The sequence below is a fragment of the Paenibacillus sp. AD87 genome, assembly GCF_001659845.1.
Classification (GTDB): domain Bacteria; phylum Bacillota; class Bacilli; order Paenibacillales; family Paenibacillaceae; genus Paenibacillus; species Paenibacillus marchantiae.
Genome location: NZ_LXQN01000007.1, coordinates 2,913,782 through 2,926,090 on the forward strand (window position 1 = coordinate 2,913,782; position 12,309 = coordinate 2,926,090).

The 12,309-nt window shown below is 46.8% G+C and carries 11 protein-coding genes; 2 read left to right on the forward strand and 9 right to left on the reverse strand.

Annotated features, from left to right (window positions below):
- Positions 1-249 precede the first annotated feature (249 nt).
- Complete coding sequence (locus tag gpAD87_RS12625) at positions 250-1,230, forward strand: alpha/beta fold hydrolase (protein WP_231952533.1); 981 nt, start codon at positions 250-252, stop codon at positions 1,228-1,230.
- 97 nt (positions 1,231-1,327) lie between these two features.
- Here gpAD87_RS12625 and gpAD87_RS12630 read toward each other — a convergent pair whose 3' ends face one another.
- The 3 genes from gpAD87_RS12630 to gpAD87_RS12640 all read right to left on the reverse strand — a co-directional run bounded on the left by gpAD87_RS12630 (position 1,328) and on the right by gpAD87_RS12640 (position 4,391).
- Positions 1,328-1,981, reverse strand: a complete 654-nt coding sequence (locus tag gpAD87_RS12630; RefSeq protein WP_064638710.1) for a hypothetical protein — start codon at positions 1,979-1,981, stop codon at positions 1,328-1,330.
- 277 nt (positions 1,982-2,258) lie between these two features.
- The gene (locus gpAD87_RS12635; RefSeq protein WP_064640890.1) at positions 2,259-3,740 is read right to left on the reverse strand and encodes a DHA2 family efflux MFS transporter permease subunit; all 1,482 of its coding nucleotides are present in this window, start codon (positions 3,738-3,740) and stop codon (positions 2,259-2,261) included.
- Positions 3,741-3,803: 63 nt separating this feature from the next.
- The gene (locus gpAD87_RS12640; RefSeq protein ID WP_063563558.1) at positions 3,804-4,391 is read right to left on the reverse strand and encodes a TetR/AcrR family transcriptional regulator; all 588 of its coding nucleotides are present in this window, start codon (positions 4,389-4,391) and stop codon (positions 3,804-3,806) included.
- A 219-nt stretch (positions 4,392-4,610) separates the two neighbouring features.
- Between gpAD87_RS12640 and gpAD87_RS12645 the strand changes: the two genes are divergently transcribed.
- Positions 4,611-5,561: a LysR family transcriptional regulator gene (locus gpAD87_RS12645; RefSeq protein WP_082935111.1), complete on the forward strand. Its 951-nt coding sequence runs from the start codon at positions 4,611-4,613 to the stop codon at positions 5,559-5,561.
- Positions 5,562-5,610: 49 nt separating this feature from the next.
- Here the strand turns inward: gpAD87_RS12645 and gpAD87_RS12650 are convergent, their stop codons facing one another.
- From gpAD87_RS12650 to gpAD87_RS12675, 6 genes are read right to left on the reverse strand one after another with little or no spacing between them, the layout of a single operon-like run.
- Entirely contained in the window at positions 5,611-6,375 is a 765-nt protein-coding gene (locus gpAD87_RS12650) for an SDR family NAD(P)-dependent oxidoreductase (RefSeq protein ID WP_064638712.1), read from the reverse strand.
- A 58-nt stretch (positions 6,376-6,433) separates the two neighbouring features.
- Positions 6,434-8,200 carry a M28 family peptidase gene (locus gpAD87_RS12655; RefSeq protein ID WP_231952535.1) on the reverse strand — a complete coding sequence of 589 codons (1,767 nt, stop codon included), beginning with the start codon at positions 8,198-8,200 and terminating at the stop codon, positions 6,434-6,436.
- Positions 8,133-9,386 carry a M20 metallopeptidase family protein gene (locus tag gpAD87_RS12660; protein WP_064638714.1) on the reverse strand — a complete coding sequence of 418 codons (1,254 nt, stop codon included), beginning with the start codon at positions 9,384-9,386 and terminating at the stop codon, positions 8,133-8,135. The genes gpAD87_RS12655 and gpAD87_RS12660 overlap by 68 nt, the downstream gene beginning before the upstream one ends.
- 35 nt (positions 9,387-9,421) lie before the next feature.
- The gene (locus gpAD87_RS12665) at positions 9,422-10,411 is read right to left on the reverse strand and encodes an ABC transporter ATP-binding protein (protein ID WP_064638715.1); all 990 of its coding nucleotides are present in this window, start codon (positions 10,409-10,411) and stop codon (positions 9,422-9,424) included.
- A complete protein-coding gene (locus gpAD87_RS12670; RefSeq protein ID WP_064638716.1) occupies positions 10,389-11,405 on the reverse strand; it encodes an ABC transporter ATP-binding protein in 1,017 nt (338 codons plus the stop codon). Before gpAD87_RS12670 ends, gpAD87_RS12665 begins: the two co-directional genes overlap by 23 nt.
- Complete coding sequence (locus gpAD87_RS12675; RefSeq protein ID WP_442950721.1) at positions 11,383-12,306, reverse strand: ABC transporter permease; 924 nt, start codon at positions 12,304-12,306, stop codon at positions 11,383-11,385. Before gpAD87_RS12675 ends, gpAD87_RS12670 begins: the two co-directional genes overlap by 23 nt.
- Positions 12,307-12,309 lie beyond the last annotated feature (3 nt).

Consider the following 12,309-nt stretch of genomic DNA (forward strand, 5'->3'; position numbering starts at 1 on the left):
TGTACAGCTAAGTGTTCATTAAGATAGCGCTTACATTTATAAGTACGATCCGCTTCCTCGACCTTTCTATCCTTCATATCGGTATAATATATCAACAGGGCTGCCCTTGGCTATCAATCAATTCTGAGAAATATCATTTTATCCATTTAAATCGGTCAAAAAATAATTAAGGTGGAATTAAGACTCTGTTTTCTCTCCAATAAGATTGGGCATATATGATAGAGAAAATACAGAGAGAGTATGTGAGAGATGATGAGAAAATTTCGCAGAAGATTATTTAAGACGTTTATATTCGGAGCAGTGGCTTTACTTCTCCTTCTGGTTACGGGCTTGATCTATCAACAAGTGAGTACCCGTCAGGATCAGAAAACATTTATCCCGCCTGGCAAGCTCTACAGCATACATGGTGACAATATGCATTTATATACGGGTGGTCAAGGAGATGCAACAGTTGTCCTTGCATCCGGGTGGGGCACAGCTGATCCTTATGTGGATTATTATCCGCTCTATGAAAAGCTTGCACCGTACACGAAATTCGCGGTTTATGATCGCTTTGGTTATGGCTATAGCGATATGACCGATAAGAAACGTGATGTCGATACCGTGGCAGATGAATTGCACGAGTTATTAGAGGTATCTGGGCAAAAGCCACCATACGTTCTGGTGGGGCACTCCCTCGGTTCGCTGGAAACACTCCGATTTGCGCAAAAATATCCGGATGAAGTTCAAGGTATTGTCATGTTGGATGGGGGAAGTCCGGAATATTACGCCAATGACACTGACGATATAGCAAGTGTGATTGGTGGCTTCATGAACCAATTCCGGATCAAAACCGGTTTATTTCGGTTGACTTTACAGTCTGACGCTGTTGTGGAAGCTTCCAATGCCAATCGCAACGGCCTGAAGTTTGTACCAGATGATCTGAAGAAAATAGATACAACGGCTCTATTGCTTAACTATGGGAATGCCAACACCGTGGATGAGTTGCGTGAAATGACAGCCAATGCCAAGGTTGTCGTCGACAACAAAAAGCCCTTCCCGTTTCCACTTACCATACTGACAGCAGATTACTTCGGAGCCAGTGAGCCGATATGGGATAAAACCCAAGCTGAATTTACGTCCTGGTCGGAACATTCCAAACATGTAACTGTTAAGGATACCGAGCATTATATTCATCAATATCACCCGGATCTTGTTGCCAATGAAATATTGGAACTGGTCAAGAAGTAGATTCCCTAAATAAATGCTAAACAAGCAATACAATTCGTTTCAAAATAAAACCCTAACGATTCTGGTAATCGTCAGGGTTTTTATTTCGTTAGTGCCGTTACTGTGCTAGTGCCATCCTCGGTGTTAGCGATCTGAAATGTACTAATGCCTCTTGGATTTCCGTAGTCGTGAGACCGTGTCGATCAAAATAATGCACGATCTCCTGCATGTCAGCTCCATCACCGCTGTATATCCGCTCAATCTTTCGAATAATCTCTTGTTGTAATCGCTCTCGTATCCGCAGGCAACTAACAGGTTCACACAGCCAAAAATCAGTTCGCTTGACCTCCCCTGTTGCAGTCCATAACAAATTCTCATATCGTATGACGTCCCAATCGTGGTAACTCGCCTGAATCTGCTGAAGTTCTGTTGAAAACATATCATATATTAGATTGTGCGGTATGTGTCCATACGTTGCCCGATACTGTCTCAGATTGAATCCTTCGATCCATTCTGTTAGCACAAAATTCCCAGGAGCGTACGCATACAGTTCGGGAACATGAAGGTTGTTTTGCAATGACAAGAGCGCGTCACATTCCAATTCTCCATCCACTTTTCCACGAGGCGTATATACCTTAAGGCAGTACTCTTGTAAACGATAAACAACCGACTGCTTTCCCATTAGTGAAGCTTGCATGGTCAGATGACCATTTTTCTCATAACGATCTAGCAATTGTTCAATATTCGCAGGAATTGATTTAACGATTCTCATAAAGACGTCTCCTCGATTATAAAATACACTCTAAAACGTTTTCCTCTATCCGTTATCATTCATTAATCCACTCTCTATATTATCTTTAAAATTCCATATGAACATATACAATTTCACCAGAACATGAACTATTTGCTTCCAACATCGAGATTTATTCTTTTCGACTGTCAGGTTTATTTTCACTCTAATGGATGGAACCCGTTTCATGTCAAGGTACAAAAAAACGATGCCCTCTATTGAAGAGAGAGCATCGTTTCATTTCTTATATGACTTTCAATTAATGCATAGGACCTTGTTGGCCCTGCTGAGCACCGACCTTAACTCGTTTTACGAAGAGTGAAGTGATCAGTCCAATCACAGCAAGAACCAGTGCGAAAATAAATGCATTTTGTACACCGGATGTGAAACCTGCCAACTGATTCTCTGGGCTCTCAGGATCCGTCACACCGCTCAAGAAGCGGGTCTGACCTGCGCTCAGTATACTTACCGCAACAGCTGTACCAATAGCTCCGGATACCTGCTGCAATGTATTCATAATCGCCGTTCCGTGAGGATAGAAATCAGGTGGCAATTGATTCAAGCCGTTGGTTTGTGCAGGCATCATGATCATTGAAATCCCGATCATCATGAAGATATGCAGCGTAATAATCTTGCCCAGAGTCGTTGTCGGAGTGATTCCTGTGTACAAGAAGAGTACAACAGTCACGATCGCAAGACCGATAATCACAAGCCACTTCGGACCGAATTTGTCAAACAGACGCCCCATAACCGGGGACAAGAATCCATTCAGCAAGCTACCCGGCAGCAGAACCAGACCGGCAGTCAAAGCCGTAACCGCCATACCTTGTTGCAGGTACATCGGCAGGATCAGCATGGATGACAACATCATCATCATACAAAGGAAGATCAGAATCAAGCCGACTGTAAACATTGGATATTTAAATGCCCGCAGATCCATCATCGGCTGTTTCATTCTCAATTGACGGATGCTGAACAGCAGCAAAGATAATACTCCAATAACCAGTGTGGCTACAACGATAGGACTGGTCCAACCACCGCCACTTTCCCCATGTCCTCCTGCACTACTGAATCCGTACACGATACCACCAAAACCAAGTGTGGAAAGCACAATGGAAAGAACATCAATTTTGGGCTTGGTCAGCTTCGAGATATTCGGTAAGAACAGCAAGCCGCATACCAATGAAATAATGAAGAACGGCAAGGAGATCCAGAAAATCCAGTGCCAGCTCAGATTGGCCAGAATCAGACCCGAGATACTCGGTCCACTTGCTGGTGCAAACATGATAACCAAACCGATCAATCCCATGGCAGCGCCACGCTTTTCAATCGGGAAGATAACCAATATAGTGTTGAACATTAGTGGCAGTAACAGAGCTGTACCTATAGCTTGCAATACCCGCGCCACCAACAGAATTTCAAAGCTCGGTGCAATAGCAGCAACTATCGTTCCTGCAATCGAAAAAATCAGAGAAGTCGTGAACAACTGTCTCGTCGAAAACCATTGTAACAGCATACCGGAAACCGGCACCAAAATACCCAAAACGAGCAAATAACCTGTCGTTAACCACTGAATGGTAGTAGGTCCAACTTCGAGCAAGCCCATAAGCGGTGTCAATGCCACATTTAGTGCCGTTTCACCGAACAGACCAATAAAGCCGCTAAGTAACATGGCGAATAAAATCGGAAATACTTTATATTGTTTTGTTTCTTGTTGATCCTGTACAGAACCAGCCTTCATGGAAGCCTCCACGATCCCATCCTCCTCAAACAATCTGACGATTTCTATTTCTCTTTACGAAGCTTATTGCTTCTCTTTTGCATTCTTCGCCACAACGGACAAATAATCAGCAGCCGTCAGCAAAGGCTGTTTGTCCTGGTTGGTCAGGCTGATAATTAATGCGCCCTCCATTAAGGAAATGACGAGTAGTCCCATCTCTTGTGCTTTCTTTTCACCTATGCCATCCAAAATCAGATGTTTCGTAATGATTTGCTGCCATCCTGCAAACACGTCCTGACAGGCAATTCGCAATTGTTGACTGATGCACGAGGTCTCCACGGCTGCCCAGAAACTAAATGGAAGAAAACCCGTAAAACCTGCCGCCTCCGTTTCAATGGCTAAGTCATGAATAAATTGCTGAATGGCATCCCCCGTATTGTCATGAGCGGCAAACACTTCTTCAAACTTCTGCAGAATGTTTTCATTGGCCTTTTGAATGCACTCATGAGCGAGCTCTTCTTTGCCATGTGGGAAATAATGATATAACGAGCCTTTTGGCGTACTGCTCTCCTTAATAATCTGATTTAGACCGGTCGCATGATATCCTTGTGAAAAAAACAGTCTGGCTGCTGTGCTGACGATTAGTTCTCTAGCATTAGACTTTTCACTCAATAAAGCCACATCCTTAAATGAATTATAACAATCGGTCTATATAATTAAAACCGTTTCAAAAAACACTGTCAACCCTTATATTTCGGCCAATTTTCGTGATAGCGCTATCAATTCAGTTCACGGAAAGAACAGGAGCAAATTATCCTTGATAACATTTTAAAAACATAATATCCTATTGGGATAGTATGCATTAACCATGATATACTGATCATTACAATAATGAATAGAAAGGTGTTTGCCATGGAAATGCGAATGATCAAGACCTTTCAAACGATTGTAAAGCTCGGGAGCTTTCAACAGGCAGCAGAAGCTTTGCAGTATTCACAACCCGCCATTACGCTGCATATGCAGAAACTTGAGGCTGATCTGGGTATGAAATTACTGGATAGAGGCAAAAAGATTAAATTGACGGAAGCGGGGAAAATATTTTACGCCAGAGCCGATCAACTTCTGAAGGAATACGAGTATTTGACAAATACGATCACCGACATTCAACAGGGACAAGCGGGGTTTGTACGAATCGGAGTATCTGAGCCAACAGCCAGCCATCGGCTTCCTGCTATTCTATCTTCTTTTGTTAAACAGAATCCCAAGATTAAGCTCAGTGTGCGCATCGGGGACAGTAAGCTGCTTAATGAACTGCTAATTGATGAGCAGCTTGACTTTGCCGTCTGCCCTTCTCCTGAGACGAGTATGGAAACCGAGTTTCAACCGCTGCTTTTTGAACCGATGGCATTGCTGTTGTATGATTCACATCCATTTGCTCAGGGTGATGAAATCCATTTGGCAGATCTGAAAGGACAACAATTTCTGTTCACACCCCCCAATTGCCCGATTCGCATCCGTATTGAGCAGCTATTGGCCGAGAAAATCGACAGCGATTATCAGGGAATCGAAATAAGTAATATCCGATCTCACAAATATTATGTACAAGCCAAATTAGGCATAACCATCGCTCCGATTGCAACAATCTGCCCAGCAATTCCCGGTACAGTTATCCAAAAAATTGCCGATCTCAAGGTTGGGCCCATTGCAGGCATTTTGCGTAAGCGAAATATACCGCTTGGTTCCGCTAGCGAAAAGCTGATGCTAGACATTCGAGCTGCGCTGCTTCAGAGCAATTTATATGTTCCCGAATTTGAACTCCCTTCCCAGCTGACTATGCCATAAAATTGACTCACCAGCTGCCATTCTATTTTCTTTTTCAGGGCGCAAACTATTACTTGAGTCTGCCTGCCGTGCGTCCACCATCTACCGTTAGTATGCTGCCTGTAATAAATGAAGCCTGGTCAGAAGTCAGATACAATATCGCTTGGGGAGCGTCATCTGGACCTGATGTTCGGCCTAGCGGTGTAATTTTAATCATATGTTCCGTATGCTCCTTCGTCATCACACTAACCTCGCTGCCGGGTGCATAACCCGGCACAACCGCATTTACCCGAATGCGATAGGGGGACAACTCCAGGGCAAAGGTTTTGGTCAGCATCTCGATCCCTACTTTCGAAACCGAATAATTCCCCATGCCGACACCTGCGGTGGAAGCTGCCCCAGAGCTTATATTAATGAAGGAACCTTCGACCTCGCTCGCAATCATCTGTTTGGCAAAATGCTGAGTGAGCAAGAATGGTGCTGACAGATTTAGATCCATCGTCTCATTCCAATGTTGAAGCGTCATGTTCATGAGTGTGCGGTATGGATATATTCCCGCGTTATTGATGACGATATCCGGCGCTTTCCATTGCTGTTCGACCACTTGAACCAATTCATTAATGGAATGTTCATCCACAAGATTCGTTACATGCCAGTGAACATCCACTCCCTCCTGCTTCAGCTTATCTACTGTATTCCTTAGTGCATCCTCCCGGATATCGGACAGATAAAGGCTCGCGCCTTCGGCGGCGTATGCTTGTGCAATCCATTGGCCAAATACACCTACCGCTCCGGTAATAACTACCTTTTTCCCTGCAAATGTTCGTTCCGGCATGACAGTCGCTCCTCTATACCATGATGTTCTTGCTGTAAACAGGCTGCTTCACCTTGGATTAATTCCAATCGAGATTCTTTTCGGTCTCCACGACAAGTCGCTCTGCCTGCTTTATCTCATAACCAATTCGATTCACCTGACGTATCAGTGATGTTTGGAGTCTGAAAAAGACTTCACTGCCTACTTCGGCTACCGCCAGAAGTTCGATGTCTGACAGCGCAGGCACAAGTGTATGACTGCCTGCGGCATCATGATCATACCGGCTGCCTCGAACATAATTGATGGGAACCAGCCATCTGCTAAGTGACAATATCGTTCGGTTCGCTTCTGTAACAGAAGCATCCGACAGAGACGTAGAGCCTATCCGGTCATAGAAATGGTCCGTGGCATTCTGTAGCTGCTGGACCCTGCTTGTTAAGCGCGAAAGATCAAACTTGTCTCCGATAAGCTCTCTATAATAGCCAATTCGTTCGGAAAGGGTTCGGATCGCCTGTCTCTGATCAATTGGAATAATGGGAGCAGAGGCAGCATTATGGACGGCTGCTACGTACACTTTGCAATCACGTGCCAGATAATCTCCGTCAATTTTGTCCAGCGTGTCCTCAGTCGTATGCCACCACCAGCCAAACCAGCCCTCAGGCTGATAGGACAGCCCCATAAAAGCGGACGGAAGTCCAGCACCCCAGAAGGACTGATCTCCCGACCTTCCAAACGGGGAACCGTGAAAAGTTTCATCCGTGACGATACGTATGGCATCTGCACATAGTGTCCGTGTCTCTGCCATTGTATTGGCTGCACCGAGTTGACTCGCTCCCTTGGCGCCCACGGAATCAATATTGATATGCAGCACCCCGTTTTCGTGCAAATCTTCCCAATGAAGATCGCTGTATAATGCAGAGCCGGCATATCTGCCGTGGGAATGGCCTGACCAAAATGCGAACCGAACGGAGCGCCGCAGCGTGTCACGATGCAATGATAATACCCGTGCCGTCTCCACCATGACGGCATTGGCGGAGCCGTTATCCATCGCCCCATAATGCCATGAATCCACATGTCCGCTAAACAACACAAAGGATTCTGGTTCTTCCGTCCCCTTTATCTCAGCAATCAAGGTCGGAATGTTCACCCAGTCTGTGCGCACTTCCGCGGTCAACGTAATCTCTACATTCTCTCTTTCTTCCGCGGCGATTAAAGACTTGATCTGCTCTCCATCCGAATGGTTGACCGACAGAACCGGAATAGACGGATAGCCATCATCCTCCGGTGTCGGATTTCCCCACACGGAGGAAACGATCATTTCATGCGTATACGCACCACTATTGATAAATATGACCGCTACTGCACCCAACTGTTGCAAACGATAAATCGTGGGCCCATTCGCAAGTCCTTGAACAATCACTGCATGACCTGTCACTTGATTGGCGCAGTCGGTCTGGTCTGAATCTATTAGCTCAATGAATCTCAAAGACGTGCTCAACTGTTTCGCCTGGGCTGACATGGAATGCGTAATAGCTGCAAAAGAAATGCCGCCGACCTTAAGTTCTGCTCTGACAGGGATACTGATGTAGGCTTTGTTAAACGTAAGCTCGGTGGTCAACCCAAAGTCCTCAAGCTGTTCCTTAATATAATGGAAAGCCCGCAGTTCCTCTTCGGAACCCGACAAACGAATTTCCTTGGCAATCTGTCTGTTGTATTCAAGCAGCAGATCACGATCGATTTCGTGCACTATGGAGTCCACCGCCGACTGTTGCTGCAACTCAGTCATGTCGATCACCGCTTTCCTCATTACCTGCTGCAACGCCCAGTGCAATCCTTGATTCATCATCACTGCTATGATTCAAGTAACGGATTGCTGCTTCTCCAAGAACTGATATGCCTGTAACAATCGCTTGCTCATCAAAAATAATAGAATCACTATGAAGGGGCAGCACTGATCGGGCATCTTCTTCTGTAATCGTGCCGAGCCGGAATATGGCACCCGGCACATATTCGAGATACGCACCAAAATCTTCGGCGCCCATGGATGGCTCCTTCAGATACACCACGGCTTCCTGACCGACGGTGTCGGCCGCTGCCTGTTCAATCACATCGACGATATGATCATCGTTTATTACAGGAGAACCGCCGCGGTAGTAATCAAATTCCGCTTTACCACCGAACCCTTCGGCAATGGTCTCAATGAGTCGCTTCATATATACGGGCACAGCTTCACGTGTCTCAGGATTGTGCGTACGAATGGTACCTCTGAGTTGGACCTCCCCAGCGATAACGTTATACGCATTGCTATTGCTTTGCAGTTTCGTAATCGAGATGACGGAAGAATCAAGTGGAGACAGGTTTCGGGATACTACCGTTTGCAACGCAGTTATAATCTGGGCAGCAATGATGACCGGATCGATGGTTCGATGTGGATAGGCAGCATGTCCACCTTTTCCCGTCACTCGAATATCAAAAGCATCTGCCGCTGCCAGCATGGCCCCTTTTCTCAAACCAATCTTGCCAGCAGGCAAATCCGGCCACACGTGGAGCGCAATGATCGCATTCACTTCCGGATTATGCAAAACACCTGCAGCAATCAGATCCGTTGCGCCTCCCTGTACTTCCTCAGCAGGCTGGAATATAAACTTCACTGTTCCCAGAAGCTCATCCCGGTGCTCACTTAATGCCGCTGCTGTTCCAAGAAGAATGGCGGTATGCACATCGTGCCCACAAGCATGCATCACCCCTTCGCGAACGCTGGCAAACGGCAATCCAGTCTTCTCTACGATAGGCAGTGCATCCATATCGGCGCGAATTCCAATGGTTCTTCCCTCATGTCCACCTTTCAAAAGCCCAACAACCCCCGTGCCGCCTACACCCGTCTGTACTTCGAGACCAACGTCCTCCAAAAATTGAGCAACCAGCTTGGCTGTTTCAAACTCCTGGTGACCAAGCTCAGGATTCTGGTGAATATGGCGGCGAATCCGTATAGCCTCGTCCTTCCACTTTTCGGCTGAACTACGAAAACTCATTGTTTCATTCCTCCTCTTCCATGTTGAGTTGACCACTATTCGTTATATAAATGACACTGCACTTCACGGTCAGGAGCAACGAATCTTTTCTGTGGAACGACCTGTCGGCATGTCTCCATAACGTATGGGCATCGGGTATGAAAAACACAACCGGCAGGCGGATGAAGTGGCGATGGAATCTCACCGCTTAATACAACTCTTTCCCTTTTGGCACGAGGATTCGGGATCGGTACCGCGGACAATAATGATTTTGTATAGGGATGCAAAGGATCGGCGAACAAAGCTTCCGCTGGCCCCTGCTCCACCATCTCTCCCAAATACATCACACCAATGCGGTCGGCAATATGGCGTACAACGCTAAGGTCATGTGCAATGAATAAATAAGAAATGCCGAGCTCCTCCTGAACCTCTTCCAGCAAATTAATGACCTGAGATTGAATCGATACGTCCAGCGCTGATACGGGTTCATCACATATAATGAGCTTCGGTCCAAGGGCCAACGCTTTGGCGATGCCCAGCCTTTGACGCTGACCACCTGAGAATTCATGGGGAAACCGCTCGTAATGTTCTTCACTGAATCCAACTTTGCGCAGCAACGACATGGCTGTTTCCATTCTGTCCCGTTTGTTGCCCTTCTTGTGGATTAATAGCGGTTCTTCAATGGAATATCCGATGCGTTTACGAGGGTCCAGCGAGGTGTATGGATCCTGAAATACCATCTGCATATGCTGCCTGTAGCTTCGCAGTTCTTTTTTGCTTAACCCCAGAATATCCGTGCCCTCATAAAATGCTTCCCCTGATGTTGGCTCAACAAGTCTGAGAATCGACCGACCGAGTGTGCTTTTACCGCAGCCGGATTCGCCCACCAGGCCAAAGGTTTGTCCTGTGTGGATGTCAAAGGATACCCCGTTGACGGCCTTGACTTGCCCCTTAGTTCTGCCAAAAGAAGATCGAACAGGGAAATGTTTGTTCAGATTGCTAACCTGCAGCAGCGGTTTCGACTCAACCAATGATTTCGAGTTCATGTGTCTCCTCCTGAATCGTTGCTATTCCGGGATACCAGCAGCGTACCGAATGGTTCTCGTCCACCTGTTTTAAAGAAGGCGCTGCCCGTAAGCATTGTTCATCCGCATAAGCGCATCTTGGAGCGAATCGGCAGCCTGTTGGAACCTGATGCAGCGCGGGTACCGTTCCCTCAATGACGTGAAGCTTGCTGTGCTGTTCGCCATCAATACGAGGAATGGATTTCATTAAACCTGACGTATACGGATGCTGGGGATTGAAAAATAAATCGTCCACGCTTGCCTCCTCCACGACCTGTCCAAGATACATGACAGCCACTCTTGTACACGTCTCTGCGACTACACCCAGGTCATGTGTAATCAGGATGACACCAAGTCCCGTCTTCGCTTGCAGACTTTCGATTAGCTCCAGTATTTGCGCCTGAATCGTCACATCCAGCGCCGTCGTTGGTTCATCCGCGATAAGCAGTTTCGGATTACAGGCAAGTGCCATGGCAATCATGACCCGCTGTCGCATCCCTCCCGAGATTTCATGCGGATGTTCATCTACCCTCTTTTCCGGTGAGGAGATACCAGTCATACGCAGCAGATCCACGGTAGCAAGACGCGCCTGTCTGCCATTCATGCCTTGATGCAGCCTCAAGCTCTCGGCAATTTGTTTGCCAATCGTCTGAACCGGATTCAGGGAAGACATGGGGTCTTGAAAGATCATGGAGAGTTCATTGCCACGTATTCGTTCCATTTGTCTTTTGGACAAGCTTAAGAGATCGGTACCTTCGTAGAGGACTTCACCCGAGTAATCCACGTAATCTTCGTCAAACAGTCTGAGAATGGATTCGGCGGTTACACTTTTCCCGCAGCCGGACTCACCTACGATGCCCAACGTCTCCCCGGCAAGGACGTGGAAGGAAACGCCTTCCACCGGGTGAATGGTTCCTTTTTCGGTTGAAATGGACACTTTCAGGTCCTTCACCTCAAGCAGCGGTTGTTTTCCCACGACGTCTCCCCCTTTTCACCTTATTCGCATGTGGGTCGAGCAGATCTCTAAGGCCATCGCCGAACAGGTTCAGACCCAGTACAACGAGCACCAGGAAAATACCCGGGAAAACAGTCATCCACCAAGCGTTGTAAATCACCGTTTTCCCGTCAAAAAGCATATTCCCGAGACTTGGGGACGGGGAAGGAATACCTGCTCCAAGAAAACTTAGAGAAGCTTCCGTCAGGATCGATACGGCAAAAATAAAGCTGGATTGGATAATGAGCGGAGACAGCGTATTGGGCGCCATATGAATCCAGATGATGCGCCAGCTGCTTGCTCCCTGCGCATGCAACGCTTCAATATAAGTTAACTCCCGAATGACCAGCGCCTTGGAACGAATAATCCGGGCCATCGATGGAATGAAGATAATACTTAGGGCGATAATGACATTGCCCGGATTCGGGCCAAGAGCCGCCATGATGGAGATGGCAAGCAAAATGGACGGAAAAGCAAACAAACCATCACAGATGCGCATAAAGATGTGATCCAGCACCGAATAACTTGCAGATAAAAGCCCAACAATCATACCGATCAAAGAAGACACAACCGTAACAGCGAAACCAACCGCAACTGAAATACGCAAACCGTAAACGGCGCGAGTGAATACATCACGTCCAAAGTTATCTGTGCCAAATATGTGCTGCCCGTTGGGGCCTTTGAGTCGATTTACCGGATCAATCTGTAACGGCCCGTATGGTGTAAGCATCGGCCCCATGATTACCAGAAGCACAACTACAAGCAGAATTCCCGCCCCTGTGGTTAACAACTGATTATGCATAAAGCGTCTGAATACGATGCGCCTGTTCTTCCTTTTGTGAAGTCCTGACGTAGCGATGGTGGTATCCGGATTGGTTATCAAGTT

Bases quoted from the DNA above. Each gene is read 5' to 3' on its own strand.
- gpAD87_RS12635 (WP_064640890.1), bottom strand. From the start codon at position 3,740: ATGAAGGCTGGTTCTGTACAGGATCAACAAGAAACAAAACAATATAAA.
- gpAD87_RS12625 (WP_231952533.1), top strand. From the start codon at position 250: ATGATGAGAAAATTTCGCAGAAGATTATTTAAGACGTTTATATTCGGA.
- gpAD87_RS12660 (WP_064638714.1), bottom strand. From the start codon at position 9,386: ATGAGTTTTCGTAGTTCAGCCGAAAAGTGGAAGGACGAGGCTATACGG.
- gpAD87_RS12655 (WP_231952535.1), bottom strand. From the start codon at position 8,200: ATGATGAATCAAGGATTGCACTGGGCGTTGCAGCAGGTAATGAGGAAA.
- gpAD87_RS12650 (WP_064638712.1), bottom strand. From the start codon at position 6,375: ATGCCGGAACGAACATTTGCAGGGAAAAAGGTAGTTATTACCGGAGCG.
- gpAD87_RS12665 (WP_064638715.1), bottom strand. From the start codon at position 10,411: ATGAACTCGAAATCATTGGTTGAGTCGAAACCGCTGCTGCAGGTTAGC.
- gpAD87_RS12645 (WP_082935111.1), top strand. From the start codon at position 4,611: ATGAATAGAAAGGTGTTTGCCATGGAAATGCGAATGATCAAGACCTTT.
- gpAD87_RS12630 (WP_064638710.1), bottom strand. From the start codon at position 1,981: ATGAGAATCGTTAAATCAATTCCTGCGAATATTGAACAATTGCTAGAT.